18 protein-coding genes are annotated in these 18,768 nt (G+C 71.5%); 7 read left to right on the forward strand and 11 right to left on the reverse strand.

Going from position 1 to position 18,768, the window contains the following annotated elements:
* Positions 1-89: 89 nt before the first annotated feature.
* From ACZ4XJ_RS05900 to tyrS, 3 genes are all read left to right on the forward strand, one after another.
* Positions 90-1,652 carry a TldD/PmbA family protein gene (locus ACZ4XJ_RS05900; RefSeq protein ID WP_468495478.1) on the forward strand — a complete coding sequence of 521 codons (1,563 nt, stop codon included), beginning with the start codon at positions 90-92 and terminating at the stop codon, positions 1,650-1,652.
* 91 nt (positions 1,653-1,743) lie between these two features.
* On the forward strand, positions 1,744-3,135 hold the full coding sequence (locus ACZ4XJ_RS05905) for a metallopeptidase TldD-related protein (protein ID WP_468495479.1): 1,392 nt from the start codon (positions 1,744-1,746) through the stop codon (positions 3,133-3,135).
* 51 nt (positions 3,136-3,186) lie between these two features.
* Complete coding sequence (tyrS, locus tag ACZ4XJ_RS05910; RefSeq protein ID WP_362878090.1) at positions 3,187-4,452, forward strand: tyrosine--tRNA ligase; 1,266 nt, start codon at positions 3,187-3,189, stop codon at positions 4,450-4,452.
* A gap of 77 nt (positions 4,453-4,529) precedes the next feature.
* Here tyrS and ACZ4XJ_RS05915 read toward each other — a convergent pair whose 3' ends face one another.
* The gene (locus tag ACZ4XJ_RS05915; RefSeq protein ID WP_281208326.1) at positions 4,530-4,805 is read right to left on the reverse strand and encodes a GlsB/YeaQ/YmgE family stress response membrane protein; all 276 of its coding nucleotides are present in this window, start codon (positions 4,803-4,805) and stop codon (positions 4,530-4,532) included.
* Between the two features lie 176 nt (positions 4,806-4,981).
* Here ACZ4XJ_RS05915 and ACZ4XJ_RS05920 point away from each other — a divergent pair, with 176 nt between their 5' ends.
* Both ACZ4XJ_RS05920 and ACZ4XJ_RS05925 read left to right on the forward strand, forming a co-directional pair.
* Positions 4,982-5,314, forward strand: a complete 333-nt coding sequence (locus ACZ4XJ_RS05920; protein ID WP_362878091.1) for a DUF3099 domain-containing protein — start codon at positions 4,982-4,984, stop codon at positions 5,312-5,314.
* Positions 5,315-5,469: 155 nt separating this feature from the next.
* Positions 5,470-5,736 carry a hypothetical protein gene (locus ACZ4XJ_RS05925; RefSeq protein WP_384001359.1) on the forward strand — a complete coding sequence of 89 codons (267 nt, stop codon included), beginning with the start codon at positions 5,470-5,472 and terminating at the stop codon, positions 5,734-5,736.
* Positions 5,737-5,811: 75 nt separating this feature from the next.
* On the opposite strand, the gene moaA is transcribed toward ACZ4XJ_RS05925, so the two are convergent.
* The 3 genes from moaA to ACZ4XJ_RS05940 form a co-directional block, all read right to left on the reverse strand.
* On the reverse strand, positions 5,812-6,801 hold the full coding sequence (gene moaA / locus ACZ4XJ_RS05930; protein WP_468495480.1) for a GTP 3',8-cyclase MoaA: 990 nt from the start codon (positions 6,799-6,801) through the stop codon (positions 5,812-5,814).
* A gap of 176 nt (positions 6,802-6,977) precedes the next feature.
* On the reverse strand, positions 6,978-8,603 hold the full coding sequence (locus ACZ4XJ_RS05935) for a solute symporter family protein (RefSeq protein WP_362878094.1): 1,626 nt from the start codon (positions 8,601-8,603) through the stop codon (positions 6,978-6,980).
* Entirely contained in the window at positions 8,600-8,965 is a 366-nt protein-coding gene (locus ACZ4XJ_RS05940) for a DUF485 domain-containing protein (RefSeq protein WP_362878095.1), read from the reverse strand. The genes ACZ4XJ_RS05935 and ACZ4XJ_RS05940 overlap by 4 nt, the downstream gene beginning before the upstream one ends.
* Before the next feature lie 257 nt (positions 8,966-9,222).
* On the opposite strand from ACZ4XJ_RS05940, the gene ACZ4XJ_RS05945 reads away from it, so the two are divergent.
* On the forward strand, positions 9,223-10,776 hold the full coding sequence (locus ACZ4XJ_RS05945) for a S8 family peptidase (RefSeq protein WP_468495481.1): 1,554 nt from the start codon (positions 9,223-9,225) through the stop codon (positions 10,774-10,776).
* A gap of 136 nt (positions 10,777-10,912) precedes the next feature.
* Here the strand turns inward: ACZ4XJ_RS05945 and ACZ4XJ_RS05950 are convergent, their stop codons facing one another.
* The 7 genes from ACZ4XJ_RS05950 to ACZ4XJ_RS05980 all read right to left on the reverse strand — a co-directional run bounded on the left by ACZ4XJ_RS05950 (position 10,913) and on the right by ACZ4XJ_RS05980 (position 18,030).
* Positions 10,913-11,956, reverse strand: a complete 1,044-nt coding sequence (locus tag ACZ4XJ_RS05950; RefSeq protein WP_362878097.1) for a zinc-dependent alcohol dehydrogenase family protein — start codon at positions 11,954-11,956, stop codon at positions 10,913-10,915.
* A 40-nt stretch (positions 11,957-11,996) separates the two neighbouring features.
* Positions 11,997-12,698, reverse strand: a complete 702-nt coding sequence (locus tag ACZ4XJ_RS05955) for a lysoplasmalogenase (RefSeq protein WP_362878098.1) — start codon at positions 12,696-12,698, stop codon at positions 11,997-11,999.
* Positions 12,695-13,633, reverse strand: coding sequence for a sterol desaturase family protein (locus ACZ4XJ_RS05960; protein WP_362878099.1), 939 nt, complete (start codon positions 13,631-13,633; stop codon positions 12,695-12,697). The genes ACZ4XJ_RS05955 and ACZ4XJ_RS05960 overlap by 4 nt, the downstream gene beginning before the upstream one ends.
* 157 nt (positions 13,634-13,790) lie before the next feature.
* Positions 13,791-15,011 carry an amidohydrolase family protein gene (locus ACZ4XJ_RS05965; protein WP_384004371.1) on the reverse strand — a complete coding sequence of 407 codons (1,221 nt, stop codon included), beginning with the start codon at positions 15,009-15,011 and terminating at the stop codon, positions 13,791-13,793.
* Positions 15,008-16,336: an amidohydrolase family protein gene (locus ACZ4XJ_RS05970; protein ID WP_468495482.1), complete on the reverse strand. Its 1,329-nt coding sequence runs from the start codon at positions 16,334-16,336 to the stop codon at positions 15,008-15,010. The genes ACZ4XJ_RS05965 and ACZ4XJ_RS05970 overlap by 4 nt, the downstream gene beginning before the upstream one ends.
* Before the next feature lie 10 nt (positions 16,337-16,346).
* Positions 16,347-17,231 (reverse strand): SDR family NAD(P)-dependent oxidoreductase, encoded by an 885-nt coding sequence (locus tag ACZ4XJ_RS05975; protein ID WP_468495483.1) that lies wholly within the window; start codon positions 17,229-17,231, stop codon positions 16,347-16,349.
* Position 17,232: 1 nt separating this feature from the next.
* Positions 17,233-18,030 (reverse strand): acetoacetate decarboxylase family protein, encoded by a 798-nt coding sequence (locus ACZ4XJ_RS05980; protein WP_362878103.1) that lies wholly within the window; start codon positions 18,028-18,030, stop codon positions 17,233-17,235.
* Positions 18,031-18,142: 112 nt separating this feature from the next.
* Here ACZ4XJ_RS05980 and ACZ4XJ_RS05985 point away from each other — a divergent pair, with 112 nt between their 5' ends.
* Positions 18,143-18,766, forward strand: a complete 624-nt coding sequence (locus ACZ4XJ_RS05985) for a TetR/AcrR family transcriptional regulator (protein ID WP_362878104.1) — start codon at positions 18,143-18,145, stop codon at positions 18,764-18,766.
* The last annotated feature ends 2 nt before the right edge of the window (positions 18,767-18,768 follow it).

Genomic DNA, 18,768 nt, shown 5'->3' on the forward strand with positions numbered 1-18,768 from the left:
ATCCGGAGAATCCGGCTCCGACAGGGCCTCGGGGCGGGCTCTGTCGAGTCCCTACAGAAAGATGTAGGCACAACGGCCTTGAGCGCGACATGATCGGGGCTATCGGCCCCGACCCCGGGAGGACTTCCGTGGCCCATTCCATCGACGCGGCTTTCACCGCGCTGCCCCTGCGGGCGCTCGCCGACGCGGCGCTCGCCCGGGCGCGCGCGCTGGGCGCCGACCACGCCGACTTCCGGCTGGAGCGCATCCGCAGCGCCTCCTGGCGACTGCGTGACGCCAAGCCCTCCGGCGGCTCCGACACCACCGACCTCGGGTACGCGGTGCGCGTCGTGCACGGGGGCAGCTGGGGCTTCGCCTCCGGTGTGGACCTGACCATGGACGCCGCCGCCAAGGTCGCCTCACAGGCCGTGGCCATGGCGAAGCTGTCCGCCCAGGTGATCAAGGCCGCGGGCTCCGACGAGCGCGTGGAACTGGCCGCCGAGCCGGTGCACGCCGACCGGACCTGGATCTCCGCCTACGACGTGAACCCGTTCGAGGTGCCGGACGGCGAGAAGGCCGCGCTGCTCGCCGACTGGAGCGCACGCCTGCTGGCCGCCGACGGCGTCGCACACGTCGACGCCTCGCTGCTCGCCGTCCACGAGAACAAGTTCTACGCCGACTCCGCCGGCACCTCCACCACGCAGCAGCGCGTACGGATCCACCCGCAGCTCACCGCCGTCGCCGTGAACGGCGTGAGCGGCGAGTTCGACTCCATGCGCACCATCGCCCCGCCCGCCGGGCGCGGCTGGGAGTACCTGACCGGCACCGGCTGGGACTGGAACGCCGAGCTGGAGGAGATCCCCGGCCTGCTCGCCGAGAAGATGCGGGCCCCGAGCGTCGAAGCGGGGCGCTACGACCTCGTCGTGGACCCGTCCAACCTGTGGCTCACCATCCACGAGTCCATCGGCCACGCCACCGAGCTGGACCGGGCGCTGGGCTACGAGGCGGCGTACGCGGGGACCTCCTTCGCCACCTTCGACCAGCTGGGCAAGCTCAAGTACGGCTCCTCGATCATGAACGTGACCGGTGACCGCACGGCCGAGCACGGCCTGGCCACGATCGGCTACGACGACGAGGGCGTGGAGGCACAGAGCTGGGACCTCGTCAAGGACGGCACCCTGGCCGGCTACCAGACCGACCGGCGGATCGCGAAGCTGACCGGCCTGGGCCGCTCCAACGGCTGCGCCTACGCCGACTCCCCCGGGCACGTGCCGGTCCAGCGGATGGCGAACGTCTCCCTCCAGCCGGATCCCGGCGGGCTGTCCACGGATGACCTCATCGGCGGGGTGGAGCGCGGGATCTACGTGGTCGGCGACCGTTCGTGGTCGATCGACATGCAGCGCTACAACTTCCAGTTCACCGGGCAGCGCTTCTTCCGCATCGAGAACGGCCGGCTGGCCGGGCAGCTGCGCGACGTCGCGTACCAGGCCACGACGACCGACTTCTGGGGCTCGATGGAGAAGGTCGGCGGACCGCAGACCTACGTCCTGGGCGGCGCCTTCAACTGCGGCAAGGCCCAGCCCGGCCAGGTCGCGGCGGTCTCGCACGGCTGCCCGTCCGCCCTGTTCCGCGACGTGAACATCCTGAACACCACGCAGGAGGCCGGCCGATGAGGGCTGACGATCACTCCCCCGCCCCCCGGGGGTCCGGGGGTCGCCCCCCGGGACGGCACAGTCTCAACACCACGCAGGAGGCCGGACGCTGATGTCGACCCGAACCAAGCCGCACGAGATCGTCGAACGGGCCCTGGAGCTGTCCACGGCCGACGGCTGCGTCGTCATCGCCGACGAGGAGTCGAGCGCCAACCTGCGCTGGGCCGGCAACGCCCTCACCACGAACGGCGTCACCCGGGGCCGGACCCTGACGGTCATCGCCACCGTCGACGGCAAGGAGGGGACGGCCTCGGGGGTCGTGTCACGCTCCGCCGTCACCGCCGCCGACCTGGAGCCGCTCGTACGGGCCGCCGAGGCGGCCGCCCGCGGGGCCGGGCCGGCCGAGGACGCCCAGCCACTGGTCACCGGTACGCCGGCCTCCCCGGACTTCACCGACGCCCCGGCGGAGACCTCCTCGGCGGTGTTCGCCGACTTCGCGCCGGCCCTCGGCGAGGCCTTCGCCCGGGCCCGCGCGGGCGGCCGGGAGCTGTACGGCTTCGCCAACCACGAGCTGGTCTCCACGTACGTCGGCACCTCCACGGGCCTGCGGCTGCGCCACGACCAGCCGAACGGGACCCTGGAGGTCAACGCCAAGTCCCCGGACCGGCTGCGCTCGGCCTGGGCGGGTCGGTCCACCCGGGACTTCAAGGACGTCGACCCGACGGTCCTGGACGCGGAACTCGCGGTGCGCCTGGGCTGGGCGGAGCGGAAGGTCGAGCTGCCCGCCGGGCGGTACGAGACCCTGCTGCCGCCGACGGCCGTGGCCGACCTGCTGATCTACCAGATGTGGTCGGCGGCCGCCCGGGACGCCGTGGAGGGCCGGACGGTCTTCTCCCAGCCCGGTGGCGGCACCCGGCTCGGCGAGCGGCTGTCCCCGCTGCCGCTGACCCTGCGCAGCGATCCGAACGCGCCGGGCCTGGAGTCCGCGCCGTTCGTGATCGCGCACAGCTCCGGCGACGACGCGTCCGTCTTCGACAACGGCCTGCCGGTCCCGCCGACGGACTGGATCGCCGAGGGCGAGCTGAAGCGGCTGACGACGACCCGGCACAGCGCCGCGCTGACCGGGCTGGACCTCTCCCCCGGCTTCGGGAACCTGATCCTGGACGGGGGCGGCGAGAAGTCCCTGGAGGAGATGGTGGCCGGCACCTCGCGCGGGCTGCTGCTGACCTGCCTCTGGTACATCCGCGAGGTCGACCCGGCCACGCTGCTGCTCACGGGCCTCACCCGGGACGGCGTGTACCTGGTGGAGGACGGGCAGGTCGTGGGCGAGGTGAACAACTTCCGGTTCAACGAGTCCCCCGTCGACCTGCTGTCGCGGGCGACGGAGGCCGGCCGGACCGAGAAGACCCTGCCGCGCGAGTGGGGCGACTGGTTCACCCGGGCCGCGATGCCGGCGCTGCGCATCCCGGACTTCAACATGAGCTCGGTCAGCAAGGGCGTCTGACCGACCTAGACTGACCATGGCAATTTCAGACACCGAAGGAGTCGAGAGACCGTGACGGACATCGTCGACGAACTGAAGTGGCGCGGGCTCTTCGCCCAGTCCACCGACGAAGAAGCGCTGCGCAAGGCGTTCGCGGACGGTCCGGTCACGTTCTATTGCGGCTACGACCCGACGGCGGCCTCGCTGCACGTGGGTCACCTGGTCCAGGTCCTGACCATGCGCCGGCTCCAGCTGGCGGGCAACCGTCCGCTGGCGCTGGTCGGCGGGGCCACCGGTCAGATCGGCGACCCGCGTCCGACGGCAGAGCGCACCCTGAACGACCCCTCGGTCATCGCGGAGTGGGTCAACCGGCTGCGTTCGCAGATCGAGCCGTTCCTGTCCTTCGAGGGCGAGAACGCGGCGGTCCTGGTGAACAACCTGGACTGGACGGCGGGCATGTCCGCCATCGAGTTCCTGCGGGACATCGGCAAGCACTTCCGCGTCAACAAGATGCTGACGAAGGACTCGGTCGCCAAGCGGCTGGAGTCGGACCAGGGCATCAGCTACACCGAGTTCAGCTACCAGCTGCTCCAGGGCATGGACTTCCTGGAGCTGTACCGGCGCCACGGCTGCGTGCTCCAGCAGGGCGGCTCGGACCAGTGGGGCAACCTGACGGCCGGCCTCGACCTGATCCACCGGGTCGAGCCGGGCGCGCGGGTGCACGCGATGGCGACGCCGCTGATGGTCAAGGCGGACGGCACGAAGTTCGGCAAGACCGAGGGCGGGGCCGTCTGGCTGGACCCGGAGATGACCACCCCGTACGCGTTCTACCAGTTCTGGCTGAACGTGGACGACCGGGACATCTCGACCTACATGCGGATCCTGTCCTTCCAGTCCCGTGCGGAGCTGGAGGCGCTGGAGGCGCAGACCGCCGAGCGGCCGCAGGCGCGCGCCGCCCAGCGGGCGCTGGCCGAGGAGCTGACCACGCTGGTGCACGGCGCGGACCAGTGCGCCGCCGTGATCGCCGCGTCGAAGGCGCTGTTCGGGCAGGGTGAGCTGGCGGAGCTGGACGAGGCCACGCTGGCCGCGGCCCTGTCCGAGCTGCCGCACGCGAAGGTCGCCGAGCCGGGCCAGGTCGTGGACCTGTTCGCGGAGACCGGCCTGGTCGCCAGCAAGTCGGCGGCCCGACGGACCGTGAAGGAGGGCGGTGCGTACGTGAACAACGTGAAGGTCACCGCCGAGGACGCGGTCGCCTCCCCGGAGGACCTGCTGCACGGTCGTTGGCTGGTGCTGCGGCGCGGCAAGAAGAACCTGGCCGCCGTCGAGGTCACCGGCTGACATACCCCGCACGCGACGAGGGGCCGGTACGGACGCACTGTCCGGTACCGGCCCCTCGTCGCGCGTGCGGTGCGGCGTCAGGCGGTGCGTTTGTTGCCCCGCAGCGCCATGTAGGCCATGTCGCCGAGGCCGACGATCAGCACCGCTCCGACCAGTTGCAGCAGGTGCCTGATCCAGTCGATGCCCTTGGTGTCGGCGACCCCGATCCAGGTGGCGACGGCGTTGCCGAGGACGCTGCCGATGATGCCGAAGATCACGGTCAGCCAGAGGGGCTGGTGCTGCTTGCCGGGCAGGATCGCCCGGGCAATCAGGCCCAGTACCAAACCGACGATGATCGCCCACAACCAATGCATGTCGCCTCCTCCGGCGCGGTGTGCGCATGTCGCACCAGTCTCGATCCGCGCGATGAACGGCGCATTTCGGCCAGAGCCGTTCGGGGGACACCCCCTCACCACGCCGGCCGACGGGAAGCGTACGGTGGAAGGGTTCCGGACCGGGGTGCGTCCGGCGGGTGGATCGGTGGTGGAACGTGCGGCTGACGAAGCGGAACGAGGCCGAGGTCTTTCGGATCACCGGGGCCCGGATGGGCCTCGCCGAGGACGTGCGGGGGCGACAGCGCCGGTACGTCATCTCGATGACGATCAGGACCCTCTCGGTCATCGCGACGGTGGTCCTGTGGAACGTGGAGCGCCACGTGGCGATCGTGACGTTGGTCGCCGGCGCCCTGTTGCCGTACGTCGCGGTGGTCATCGCCAACGCCGGACGGGAGTCGACGCCCTCCCTGCCCTCGCACTTCGTGCCGGCGCCCGTGCGCCCCGCGCTGGAGCCCGAAAACCTCAATAAGAGCTCAGATCAATCCTGAAGTTCCGGTGCACCCGACCGGGTCCTGCGTGACATACTGCCTACGCGCTCCGCATCCCCCGTCGGAGCGACGGACCGACGCCGGGCAGCTCCCCCCGTGGCTGCCCGGCGTCGCCCATCCGAAGCCCTCCCGGGTGCTGTTTGTAGGGTTGAGCCGTGAACTCCCCTGATGTGAACGCACCGGACCCCGAGGCGGCTCCCGAACCCGCCCCCACCTGCTCCGCCAAGGGCTGCCGCGACGCGGCCGTGTGGGTCCTCGCGTGGAACAACCCGACGCTGCACACCCCGCAGCGGCGCAAGACCTGGCTGGCGTGCGAGGAGCACCGCGAGCACCTCTCGCAGTTCCTCGGGGTGCGCGGCTTCCTCAAGGACGTCGTGAAGATCGACGAGTGGGTGCAGCCGGAGGGCTCGGAACGCGCCTGAGCCCCGGTCGGGGCCGGGGCTCGGGCAGGGCTCGTCGCGGTGGGCGCGGCGGGTCGGACGCCGGTCCGGGACCGCTCAGCCGCCGATCGCGGACATGGGGCGGTCGGGCTGGAGGAACGACGGGTCGTCCAGGCCGGAGCCGGCCTTCTTGCCCCACATCGCCACCTTCCACAGGCGGGCGATCTCCTCGTCCGGGGCTCCGGAGCGCAGCGCGGCCCGCAGGTCGGACTCTTCGGTGGCGAACAGGCACGTACGGATCTGGCCGTCGGCCGTGAGTCGGGTGCGGTCGCACGCTCCGCAGAAGGGGCGGGTGACGGAGGCGATGACGCCGACCGTGGCCGGGCCGCCGTCGACCACCCAGCGCTCGGCGGGGGCGGAGCCGCGTTCGTCGGCGCCTTCCTCGGTGAGCTTGAAGCGGGTGCGCAGGGACTCCAGGATGTCCCCGGCGGTGATCATGCCGTCGCGCTTCCAGCCGTGCTGGGCGTCCAGGGGCATCTGCTCGATGAAGCGGAGCTCGTACTCGTTCTCCACGGCCCAGGCGAGCAGGTCGGGGGCCTCGTCGTCGTTGAGGCCGGGCATCAGGACGGCGTTGACCTTGACGGGCGTCAGGCCGGCCTCGCGGGCGGCCGACATGCCGTCGATGACGTCCTTGTGACGGTCACGGCGGGTCAGGGTCTTGAAGACGTCGGGGCGCAGGGTGTCGAGCGAAACGTTCACCCGGTCCAGGCCGGCCGCCTTCAGCGCCCCGGCGGTGCGCTTGAGGCCGATGCCGTTGGTGGTCAGCGACATCCGGGGGCGGGGCTCCAGGGCGGCGCACTGCTCGACGATGCCGACCAGGCCGGGCCGGAGCAGCGGCTCACCCCCGGTGAAGCGGACCTCGGTGATCCCGAGCCGGGTCACGGCGATGCGGATCAGCCGGACGATCTCGTCGTCGCTCAGCAGGTCCGACTTGCCGAGCCACTGCAGTCCCTCTTCGGGCATGCAGTAGGTACAGCGCAGGTTGCACCGGTCGGTGAGTGAGACGCGCAGGTCAGTGGCCACGCGGCCGTACGTGTCGAGAAGCACTGTGGCCCCCCTCTCCTGTCCGTTCAGCCGTGTAGGACGCCGTCGCGGGGACGCGGTGGCGCTGTCTTCGAGCGTACGCGACCTGGTTGGCGGGTTGGCGTGCCCGATTGAACGAGACGCGACGTGGCCGTGTCGTACGGAAGTACGACACGGCCACGCTGCGTGTTCGGTGGATCTCAGTGCGCCCCTGTTCCGGTGAGGGAGCGCACCTCCAGCTCGGCGAACTTCTGCGGGTCGGCCTTCTCCTTGGTGAGGACGGTTCCCAGCCATCCGAGGAGGAAGCCGAGGGGGATGGAGATGATGCCGGGGTTCTCCAGCGGGAACCAGTAGAAGTCGGCGTCCTTGAACATCGAGGTGGGCTTGCCGGAGACCACCGGGGAGAAGAGGACCAGACCGACCGCCGAGATCAGGCCGCCGTAGATCGACCACAGGGCACCCTGGGTGGTGAAGCGCTTCCAGAACAGGCTGTAGAGGATGGTCGGGAGGTTGGCGGAGGCGGCCACCGCGAAGGCGAGGGCGACGAGGCCGGCCACGTTCAGGTCGCGGGCCAGGGCGCCGAGGCCGATGGCGACGGCGCCGATGACCACGGTGGACCAGCGGGCCGCGCGGACCTCCTCCTTCTCGGTCGCCTTGCCCTTGCGGATGACGTTCACGTACAGGTCGTGCGCGAAGGACGACGAGGACGCGAGGGTGAGGCCCGCGACCACCGCGAGGATGGTGGCGAAGGCGACGGCGGAGATCACCGCGAGGAGGATCGCGCCGCCGGTGGATCCCGCGCCGCCGCCGATCTCCTGGGCGAGCAGCGGGGCCGCGGTGTTGCCGGCCTTGTTGGAGGCCAGGATGTCGGCCCGGTTGAGCAGGGCCGCGGCGCCGAAGCCGAGGGCGATGGTCATCAGGTAGAAGGCGCCGATGATGCCGATGGCCCAGTTCACGGACTTCCGGGCGGCCTGGGCGGTGGGGACCGTGTAGAAGCGGATCAGGATGTGCGGCAGGCCCGCGGTGCCGAGGACCAGGGCGAGGCCCAGCGAGATGAAGTCCAGCTTGCTGAGGGAGTCCTTGCCGTACTTGAGCCCGGGCTCCAGGAACTTGGTGCCCTGTCCGCTGTTCTCGGCGGCCTGGCCCAGCAGCGAGGAGATGTTGAAGTTGAACTCCAGCAGCACCAGGAAGGTGATCAGCAGGGCGCCCGCGATCAGCAGCACCGCCTTGATCATCTGGACCCAGGTGGTGCCCTTCATCCCGCCGATGGTCACGTAGACGATCATCAGGAGGCCGACCAGCGCGACCACGGCCACCTTGCCGCCGTCGCTGGTGATGCCGAGGAGCAGCGAGACCAGGACGCCGGCGCCGGCCATCTGGGCGAGCAGGTAGAAGATCGAGACCACGATGGTGGAGGTACCGGCCGCGGTCCGCACGGGCCGCTGGCGCATCCGGTACGCGAGGACGTCTCCCATCGTGTAGCGGCCGGAGTTGCGCAGCGGTTCGGCGACCAGGAGCAGGGCCACCAGCCAGGCCACGAGGAAGCCGATGGAGTAGAGGAAGCCGTCGTAACCGAAGAGTGCGATGGCTCCGGCGATGCCGAGGAAGGACGCGGCGGACATGTAGTCGCCGGAGATGGCCAGGCCGTTCTGGAAACCGGTGAACTGGCGGCCGCCCGCGTAGAAGTCGGCGGCGTCCTTGGTCTGACGGCCGGCCCAGATCGTGATGATGAGCGTGGCGACGACGAACAGGCCGAACAGGGTGATGATCAGCGGGCGGTGCTCGGTCGCCCCGGCCGCGAGGGTCAGCTGTGGGATCGCGCTCATTCTCCGGCCTCCATCCGGGCCTTGATGGCCTGGGCCTTGGGGTCGAGCTTGGTGGCGGCGTGCCGCGAGTACAGCCACGCGATGAGGAACGTCGTGGCGAACTGGGCGAGGCCGAGGACCAGGGCGACGTTGATGTTCCCGAAGAGCTTGATCCCCATGAAGCCGCCCGCGTAGCTGGACAGCAGGACGTAGAGCAGGTACCAGGCGATGAAGGCGACGGTGAGCGGGAACGCGAAGGAGCGGTACGAGCTGCGCAGTTCGGCGAACTCCGGGCTCTGTTGGACGCGTGTGAAGTCTTCGGCCGTGGGACTCGCGGGGGTCGGTCCCGCGCTGCCGTGGGGCGGCGCTGCTTCGGTGGTCACGGGGGGCTCTCCCTGTGTCGCGGGTGCGGTGGGGACGACGGACAAAACAACCTCCGTAGGGGGGACGGTGGTGCCGAGGTCCCCTGTCAACGGCACGGCCGGCGCGTCGGGGCGGTTCAACACCTGTGATTTCTTTGAAAACTGATTCCTCGAACTGATGGCGGAGAGGGGAACACCGGCACTAGGTTCGCGTGTCATGAACCCGTCCCGCGCAAACCGCGTGCGGACGGCTTTTTCACGGATGATGTGGAGAACCCATGGCGCATCTGGGGTCGCGTACCGACCGGAAGAGCAAGCGTCTGGCCGTACCGGTCGGACTGGCGCTCACCGCTTCGCTCGCCTTCCTGCCCTCGGTCGCGGCGTCCGCCGCCCCGCTCGGCAACACGGCGGCCACGGCCACCGCGGCGAAGCCCGCCGCGGACGGCCCGAAGCTCTCCTACGTGGCGAACCTGACCGCGTACGGGACGGCCAAGCAGGCGAAGAAGGCCATCGAGCGGGCCGGCGGAACGGTGGTGACGACCCATGAGCAGATCGGGGTCGTCGTCGCACACTCCCAGAACCCCGAGTTCGCCAAGACGCTGCGCTCCCAGCGCAGCCTCTTCGTGTCGGTGGGCGCCACTCGGACGGCCCCCCTCTCCGCGGTGCAGACCACCGAGGAGGGCGCCACGCAGAAGCTGAGCGCGGCCGACGCCGCCAAGGCGGCGGCGCAGGCGACACCGGGGCAGGAGCCGCTGGAGCCCAACCAGTGGGACCTGCGGACGATCAAGGCCGACCAGGCTCACAAGATCAACGATGGCAGCCCGAACGTCACCGTGGGCGTCATCGACACGGGTGTGGACGACACCCACCCCGATCTCGCCCCGAACTTCTCCAAGAGCCAGTCCGCCAACTGTGTCGGCGGCGTCGCGGACACCTCCGAGGGCGCCTGGCGTCCGTACCCGGACGGCAGCGACCACGGCACGCACGTGGCGGGCACCATCGCGGCACCGCGCAACGGCGTGGGCGTCAGCGGTGTCGCGCCGGGCGTGAAGGTCGCCGGCATCAAGGTGAGCGAGCCCGCGACCAGCCTCTTCTACACCGAGGCGGTCGTCTGCGGCTTCATGTTCGCCGCCGAGAAGGGGATAGAGGTGACCAACAACAGCTACTACGTCGACCCGTGGAACTACACCTGCAAGAACGACGACGACCAGAAGGCGCTGGTGGAGGCCCTCGCCCGGGCGACGAAGTACGCGGAGCGCAAGGGCGTCCTCAGCGTGGCCTCGGCCGGCAACTCCGACCACGACCTGGCCGGGGACTCGATCCTCGACGACACCAGCCCGAACGACAGCACCCCGGTGCCGCGCCCCATCGACCCGAAGGTCTGCCTGGACCTGCCCACCCAGCTGCCGGGCGTGGTCACCGTCTCGGCCACCGGTGACCAGGGGCTGCGCTCGTACTACTCCAGCTACGGCCTCGGCGTCGTGGACGTCGCCGCTCCCGGCGGCGACAAGTGGCAGGTGCCGGCGACCCCGGACGCCAACGGCCGCGTCCTGTCGACCGTCCCGGGCGGCGGCTACGGCTACAAGCAGGGCACCTCGATGGCCGCCCCGCACGTCGCCGGCGTCGCGGCGCTGCTCAAGAGCGCCCACCCGTGGGCCTCGCCCTCGCAGCTCCAGGCGATGCTGAAGGGCCAGGCGACGAAGGTCGCCTGCCCGACGAAGATCTACGACGGCACCGGCAACCTGATCGACGCCACCACCTGCGAGGCCAAGTGGGGCCAGACCGGCTACTACGGCGCCGGTGTGGTCGACGCGCTCAAGGCCGTCAAGTAACGGCGCTCGACACCGTCGGGCAACAACGCGGCGGGCCGGCCCCGGGAGTGTCCCGGGGCCGGCCCGCCGGCTTGCGTACGCCGGAGCGTCAGGGCGTCAGGGCGTCAGGGCGTCAGGGCGTCAGGGCGTCAGGGCGTCAGGGCGTGATCATGACCTTCAGTGCGCTGCGGTCGTCCATCGCGCGGTAGCCGTCCGGGACCTCGTCCAGGGACACGGTGCGGTCGAAGACGGGCGCCGGGTCGATCGCGCCGCTCAGCACGTCCACCAGCAGCTCCGGGATGTACGCGCGCACCGGTGCCACACCGCCGCGCAGGGTGATGTTGCGGTTGAACATCACGCCGAGGTCCAGACCGGTACCGCTGCCGTGCGGGACGCCGACGTAGCCGATGGCACCGCCGTCGCGGGAGATGTTGACCGCGGTGCGCATGGACTGTTCGGTACCGACGGCCTCGATGACGGAGTGCGCGCCCTGCCCGCCGGTCAGCTCGCGGACGGCCGCCACGGCCTCCTCTCCGCGCGCGGCGACCACGTCGGTGGCGCCGAAGAGCTTGGCGATGTCCGTCCGGACGGCGTGCCGGCCCAGGGCGATGATCCGCTCGGCGCCGAGCCGCTTGGCGGCCAGTACACCGCACAGGCCGACCGCGCCGTCCCCGACGACGGCGACCGTGGAGCCCGCGCGGACGCCGGCGCCCAGGGCCGCGTGGTGGCCGGTGCCCATGACGTCGGAGAGCGCGAGCAGGCCCGTCAGCAGGTGGTCGTCGGAGACGGCCTCGGCGGGCAGCTTCACCAGGGTGCCGTCGGCGTACGGGACCCGGACGGCCTCGCCCTGGCCGCCGTCGTGACCGACCGCGCCCCAGAAGCCGCCGTGCTCGCAGGAGGTGTACAGGCCCTCGGAGCAGTAGGCGCAAGTGCCGTCCGACCACATGAACGGGGCGACGACGAGGTCCCCGGCGCGCAGGCCGGAGACGGCGGAGCCGGTCTCCTCGACGACGCCGAGGAACTCGTGCCCGATGCGCTGACCGGGCTGCCGCGCGGCCTCGCCGCGGTAGGCCCAGAGGTCGCTGCCGCAGATGCAGGCGCGCAGCACGCGGACGACGGCGTCCTCGGGACGCCGGATCGCGGCGTCGGGCACCTCCTCCACGCGGATGTCGTGCGGGGCGTGGATGACGGTGGCGCGCATGGTGGTGCAGCCCTCCGGAGTGCGGTCCTGTATGACCGTCCTACCGTACGCCCGTCCCCGGATCGGGGCGGCCCGGGACCCGGCCCAGCACCCCGATGGCCAGCAGGTACTGGGCCGCCAGGTAGGTCGCCATGATCCAGAAGTCGGGCCGTGGCAGCTGGGGCCACTCGGCGACCCCGGTCGCGATGAGGGTGTCGGAGAGCAGGAACAGCGCCCCGCCCGCTCCGGCGACCCGGCCGAGGGCGCTCGCCCGGTAGGCCATGGCGGTGAGCAACAGGCTGTAGCCGGCGACGGGGATCCGCAGGTCGGCCGGCAGGTCGCCCCACAGCAGGGCGACGGTCCCGATCAGGGCCGCCGCGTACGCGGCGCCGAGGAGCGGGCCGGTGCGGCGTCGGCCGAACAGGACGAGGTAGCAGACGTGCCCGGCGGCGAAGGAGCCCATGCCGAGCAAGAAGGCGATCTCGGCGTCGAAGAGCAGCGCCAGGTCCCCGCCCCAGCCGAACAGCAGCGCGGCGACCAGCAGCCGGGGGGCGCGGCGGGTGATGACGTGGGCCACCAGCAGCGGCATCAGCAGCGGCTTGAACAGCACGTGCCCGAGGTGCCAGTCGGCGAGGAGGGAGCCGAGGTCGGCGACGGCGGCGACCACGAAGGCCGCGAGCAGGATCCGTCCGGCGCGATCGGAGGCGGCGGCGGACCCGGGGCGGGCGGCCCAGGAGGGGGTACGGGCCGCGGTGGCGCTCACGCGGCCCGCTCCGGCTCCGGAGCGACGGCGGCCCGGGGGGCGGCGGGGGGTGCGGCAGCTGCGGGCGCGGTTTCGGGGGCGGCCCCGGCGTCGGCCGGTGCCGGGCGGGCGGGCTGCCAGCCGGGGCCGCCGAAGACGCGTCCGGCGCGTTCGCGCCAGGTGTCGGCGGCCCGGACGTCGCGCGCGATGGCGGCGTACTCGTGGGTGGCCACCCGCAGCGGGTTGTGGGTGCCGATGTTCTTGGTGAGGCCGTAGACGGGGCGCTCGGTCTCCCCCACCCAGGAGCCGAACATCCGGTCCCAGACGATCAGGATCCCGCCGAAGTTGCGGTCCAGGTAGCCGCCCTGGGAGGCGTGGTGGACGCGGTGGTGGGAAGGGGTGTTGAAGACGTACTCGTAGGCGCGGGGCAGTTTCCCGATGCGCTCGGTGTGGACCCAGAACTGGTAGAGGAGGTTGATCCCGTAGCAGAACGGGATCGCCGCCGGGTGCACGCCGAGGGCGACCATCGGCAGGTAGAACCACCAGGTGGTGGCGCTGGTCCAGGGCTGGCGCAGGGCGGTGGTGAGGTTGAACCTGCGGCTGCTGTGGTGGACCACGTGGCAGGCCCACAGGATGCGGATGACGTGGTGGAGCCGGTGCTGCCAGTAGTAGAGGAAGTCCTGGACGAGCAGCATCAGCAGTGCCGTCCACCACAGGAACGGCACCCGCAGCGGGGTGAGTTCGTACACCGCCGTGAAGACCGCGACGACCGGGATCTTCCACAGCAGGTCGAAGCCGATGCTGCCGAGCCCCATCGTGACGCTCGTGACAGCGTCCTTGGTGTCGTACCCGGTCGCGTCCTCGTCGGGATGCAGCCGGTAGCTCACCACCTCGATGACGGTGAGCAGCACGAAGGCAGGTATGGACCACAGCACGACATCGGGCAGGTTCGGCATGTCCCGCACCATAGAGCCGGCTCCGGGGGCGCCGCTAGGGGTTGTTACCGATCGGTATCCGACGGTGTTACCCCGGGTACCGGAGTGGCCTCCCGCAGCCGGACCGGACCCGGCGGGGCGGCTCCCGCGCTTGGCGGGAGCCGCCCCGCCGGGTGGGTCACCAGACGCGGACCGAGGCGCCGCGGGCGAAGGCGGGGCTGGTGGCGCCGGCGGGGATCTCGTCGAGGGGCTCGGCGATCTCCCGGACCAGGGGGCCGTGCTTGGCCGCCAGGGTGTCCAGGAAGGGCAGGTCGAAGCCGTAGACGCGGGCGGCGTTGCCGCCCACCATGGCGGCGACCTCCTCCCGGGGCAGGCCCGCGTAGGCGATGCGCAGGCCTTCGCGGGAGAAGGGGGTGGTGCCCTCGTCGTGGGGGAAGTCGCTGCCCCACATGATCTTGTCGAGGCCGATGCGGTCCCGCAGCGGGACCTCGTGGGGGCGCATGAAGCTCGCCCCGACGAAGCAGTTGTCCCGCCAGACCTCGCTCGGCCCCTTGCCCATGGACGCGGCCAGCCCGGCGCCGAACTTGGCCTCGGCGGTGGACGAGGCCGCGACCAGCCGGCCGTGGTAGTAGTCCAGCATCTCCAGCACGCCCGGGATCCAGCCGGAACCCTGCTCGGTCAGGACCAGCTTGAGGTTCGGGTGGCGCCGGAAGGCGCCGCCGAAGATCAGGTGCCACAGGGCCCGGTGCGAGAACCAGGTGGTCTCCACCATGAACACCGCCCGGGCCGCCGGTTCGTCGCCGAGCGGCGGCGAGGCCGATCCGCCGTGGTGGTTGACCGGGACGTCCAGTTCGGCGCAGACCGCCCAGAGCGGGTCGTACGCCGAGGAGTACAGCTCGGGGACGGGTGAGCCCGGCGGGACGCCCGGCAGCAGGATGCCGCCGGTCAGCCCGTCCGTCCGGGTGCGGCGGATCTCCGCGACCGCCGCGTCCACGTCGTTGAGCAGGATCTGGACGACGCCGGCCCGCCGGCCCGGCGCGTCGGCGCAGAAGTCCGCGAGCCACCGGTTGTGGGCCTGGAGGCCGGCCCAGCGCAGCTCGTACTCGTCGCGGGTGGGCGGCTGGGCCATCAGGGAGGCCTTGGGGAAGAACGGCGGGATCGTGTTCGGGAAGAGGACCTCGGCGACGATCCCGTCCGCTTCGAGTTCCGCCACGCGGCGGGCCGAGTTCCAGTTCAGGTCGGCGGTGTCGGCGAGGAGGTCCTCGTACGGGTTGACGTAGCCGGCCGCCCAGGCGTCGAAGGCCTCGTGGTGGCGCTCGGCCAGGTACGGCCGGTAGTCCAGCAGGTCGGCGCCCGCGTGGCAGTCGGCCGAGATGACGGTGTAGCGGTCGTCCGTCACGGTGAGACCCCCAGGACCGGGAAGTCGTGCCCGGTCAGCCAGTGCCGGCCGGTCTCGCGCGAGCGGGCCCAGGAGGCCTCGACCGACGCCTGGTCCGGGGACTGGCCGAGCTCGGCCGGGGTGGGGCCGATGCGGCGGGCGATCGGGGCGAGGGCGTCGGTGTCGAAGCCGAAGACCTCGGCCGCCGCCAGCCCGAGCATGCGGCGGGTCTCGGTGACCGGGATGTCGTGGAAGGTGTTCCGCAGCCAGTTGCGGGTGTCGGGCCACGTCCCCTCGGGGTGCGGGAAGTCGGAGCCCCAGAGGATGTTGTCCACGCCGATCTCGTAGCGCTGGGCCAGTTCGCGGCGCTTGGTGTTGGTCGCGCAGACGAAGACCTGGCGGTCCAGGTATTCGCTCGGCGGCCGTTTCAGCTCCTCGAACGGGGACAGCTTCTTGCCGCCGTGCGCGCCGAGGTAGAGCCGGTCCATGAACCACAGCTGGTTGGGAAGCCACCAGCAACCCGACTCGGCGACGCCGAACTTGAGGCCCGGGTGCCGTTCGAAGACCCCGGACCAGAGCAGGAACCACAGGGGGCGGGCGGGCCACCAGGTGACCTCGGAGACGAAGATGCCCAGGTGGTCGCCGTACTCGTGGCGGGGCGAGGAGCCGGAGTGGGTGACGATCGGCATCCGGGTCTCGGCGGCCGCCGCCCACACGGGGTCGTAGCGGCGGTCGTGGTAGGGCGCCTTGTCCACCCACATGGCGGGGATCATCAGCGCGCCGAGTCCGGACTCCTTGGCCCGGTGGACCTCGGCGACGACCTTGTCCGGCTCCGCGGTGATGGGGAGCAGCGCCACACCGCAGTGGCGTTCGGGATGCTGCGAGACGAACTCGGCGAGCCAGCGGTTGTGCGCCTGCGCTCCGGCCATGCCCAGTTCGGGGTCCTGGTCGCCGGAGAGGCCGAGGCCCACCCCGAAGGGGGCGGCGGTCCGGCTGTCGACGGCGTCCGCGTCGGGGAAGACGACCTCGCCGGCCACGCCGTCGCCGTCGAGTTCCTTCAGCCGCTGTCCGGTGTCCCAGCCTCCGCGCAGGCCCTCCTCGTGGTCGTGGAACCACTTCTCGGCGAACGCCTCGTTGCGGACGCCGAGTCGGGTGGCCTCCTCCCGGCGGGCGTCGCGCTGACCGAGGAACTCGTCGAACGGGCGGTGGAAGCGGGAGTCGAGGTAGGGGCGGTACCGCTCGGTCGGCAGGCCCGCGTGGCAGTCGGAGGAGATGATCAGGTACGGGTCCTCGAACCCGTCCCCGGACCGCGCTGCGGCCGGGTCGTTCGCATGCGTGTCAGGCACGGCGGGCCCCTCAGTCGAGGATGAAGCGTTCCAGGTAGGCGGGGTTGGCGCGGTCGAGCATGGACTGCGACCGGGCGCGGATCTGACGGTCGCTGTGCTCGCCGGCCGGGAGCATCCAGAAGCGGTCGGCGCGGATGCCGTCGACCACGTGCTCGGCGACCTCCTCGACCGGCGTGAACCGCACCTCCTGCCCGGCCTCCCGCATCGCGGCCTCGTACTGGTCGAGGGTGCGGTAGGGGGACCTGCGCGGCCGCTCCTTCGCATAGCGGTCCGGCCGGTTGCGGTGCGACTCCCACAAACCGGTGCGCAGCATGTGCGGTCCGGGGAACAGGACGGAGGCGCCGACGGACACGCCCTCCGCCCTGAGGTGGGCGTACAGGGACTCGGTCATGGTGACGACGGCCGCCTTGGTGACGGCGTACACGGAGGCGGTGGGCAGTGGGGCGATGCCGCCGTCGCCGGACGAGGTGTTGACGACGTGGCCGGGGACGCCGCCCGCGATCATGCGGGGGACGAAGGCCTGGATGCCGTGGAAGACGCCCCAGACGTTGACGGCGAAGGCCCACTTCCAGTCGTTGGGCTCGTGCTCCCACATCCGGCCCTCGGCTCCGGATCCGACGCCCGCGTTGTTGCACAGGACGTGGACGGCGCCGAAGGTCTCGTACGCGGCGTCGGCGAGGGCGGTCACGGAGTCGCGGTCACTGACGTCGACGAGCCGGGCGAGCACCTCGGCGCCGTCGGCGGTGAGTTCCTCGGCGGCCTTGCGCAGGGCGCCCTCCTCGACGTCGGCGAGGACCACCTTCAGGCCCTCGGCGGCGAAGCGGCGGGCCATCGCGAGGCCGATGCCGCCGGCCGCCCCGGTGACGACGGCGACCTGTCCCGGTTCGAGCCGCATGTCACACCGCCCCTTCGGGAGGTCCGTCCAGGATGTGCAGGGGGTCGTCGTAGCGCTGGTGGATGTACGGCAGGAGCGCTTGGGCGCTGACCCGCTCGACGACCCGACCCTTCTGGTCGGTGGTCTTCTCGCCGATGGTGATCTCCACGATGCGGCGCACGACGAGGTCGGCCACCGGGTCGAACATGGACTCGCGCAGGACGACGTCCCCGGTGAGGTGCTCCAGCTTGCGGACCTTCTCGTTGCGCGTGCAGTGGACGAGGACCGGGTCCGCGTCGAAGCCCGAACCGTCCACCGCGGGCAGGAACTTGAAGTAGAAGTCGGTCTTCTGCGTGGGTTCGGGCAGCGGCAGCGCCCGGTCGACGGCGCCGCGGACCTCCACGAAGGCGATCCCGTGCCGGGCGAGGACGGCCCGCACGACGAGCCCGTCGCGCTCGACGGTGACCTCGCCCAGCTTCTTGGGCTCGCCGAACACCTCGCGGCCGCCGATCAGGGCGCGCTCGTGGGTCATCGGCATGACCAGCGGGTACCAGCCCTCGACCCCGCCGTGTTCGGCGGCCACTGCGACCGAGCCGGCGCCGAGCGGGTAGCCGGGCAGGTCGACCTTGCTGATGTTGGCCCGTACGAGGGGCCGTGCGGCGGGCTTGAGCGGCGGGGGCAGGACCGCCGCGACCACGTCCGGGTCGCTCTCCCAGACGGCGACCACCCCGGTGGACCAGATGTCGGGGAGCTTGGAACTCTTCGCGCGCGACGCCGCGATCTCGGCCTCGGTCCGCGCTCCGTACCGTACGCGTGCCATGTCCAGCACCACCCTTCGGTCGGTTCTGTAACACAGTTACACTGCCGTCGGTGAAGGGTAAAGCCCCCTGCACACACAAGAACTGACGCGTCAACAGAAGGGGTGCCCACCGGTGACGAGGAACGCGCTGACCCGCGAGGAGGTACTGGCGGCGGCCGCGTCCCTGGTCATGCGGGACGGCCCGGCGGCGCTCACCATGCGCGGGCTGGCCGCAGCCCTGGGCACGGCGGTGACCTCCATCTACTGGCACGTCGGCAACCGCGAGTCGCTCCTCGACGCACTCGTGGAGCGGACCGTGCGCGAGGTGGGCGCGATCACCCCGACCGGGACCACGCCCGCCGCCCGCATCCTGTCGGTGGCCCGGATCCTGCGCCGCGAACTGCGCACCCGTCCGCACCTGGTCGCGATGGTCCACGAACGCGGGCTCACCGACCGGATGTTCCTCCCCGCCCAACAGGCCCTGGTCCACGAGGTGCACGCCGCCGGACTGCGCGGCGCGCGGGCCGCCGACGCGGTGCGCGCCATCCAGTTCCAGATCGTCGGGTTCCTGCTCGTCGAACGCAACCGCGAGCGCTCCCCCGCCCAATCACCCGCCGAGGGCGAACTGTGGGACCCGGCGGCCGCACCGGACGACCCGGCGCTCGCCCGCGCCCTGGCCCGGCCCGCCGACCCGGAGCACCTGTTCCTGCTGTCCGTACGGGCTCTGACCGAGGCCCTGCTCACCCCGGGCGGGTAGGC

It is taken from the genome of Streptomyces sp. NPDC029836 (assembly GCF_055574495.1).

What these genes read in the sequence shown, in the direction of transcription:
- ACZ4XJ_RS05935 (WP_362878094.1), bottom strand. Translation starts at nt 8,603, where the DNA reads ATGAGCGCGATCCCACAGCTGACCCTCGCGGCCGGGGCGACCGAGCAC.
- ACZ4XJ_RS05950 (WP_362878097.1), bottom strand. Translation starts at nt 11,956, where the DNA reads ATGCGCGCCACCGTCATCCACGCCCCGCACGACATCCGCGTGGAGGAG.
- ACZ4XJ_RS05960 (WP_362878099.1), bottom strand. Translation starts at nt 13,633, where the DNA reads ATGCCGAACCTGCCCGATGTCGTGCTGTGGTCCATACCTGCCTTCGTG.
- ACZ4XJ_RS05900 (WP_468495478.1), top strand. Translation starts at nt 90, where the DNA reads ATGATCGGGGCTATCGGCCCCGACCCCGGGAGGACTTCCGTGGCCCAT.
- ACZ4XJ_RS05945 (WP_468495481.1), top strand. Translation starts at nt 9,223, where the DNA reads ATGGCGCATCTGGGGTCGCGTACCGACCGGAAGAGCAAGCGTCTGGCC.
- ACZ4XJ_RS05915 (WP_281208326.1), bottom strand. Translation starts at nt 4,805, where the DNA reads ATGCATTGGTTGTGGGCGATCATCGTCGGTTTGGTACTGGGCCTGATT.
- ACZ4XJ_RS05905 (WP_468495479.1), top strand. Translation starts at nt 1,744, where the DNA reads ATGTCGACCCGAACCAAGCCGCACGAGATCGTCGAACGGGCCCTGGAG.
- ACZ4XJ_RS05975 (WP_468495483.1), bottom strand. Translation starts at nt 17,231, where the DNA reads ATGCGGCTCGAACCGGGACAGGTCGCCGTCGTCACCGGGGCGGCCGGC.
- ACZ4XJ_RS05980 (WP_362878103.1), bottom strand. Translation starts at nt 18,030, where the DNA reads ATGGCACGCGTACGGTACGGAGCGCGGACCGAGGCCGAGATCGCGGCG.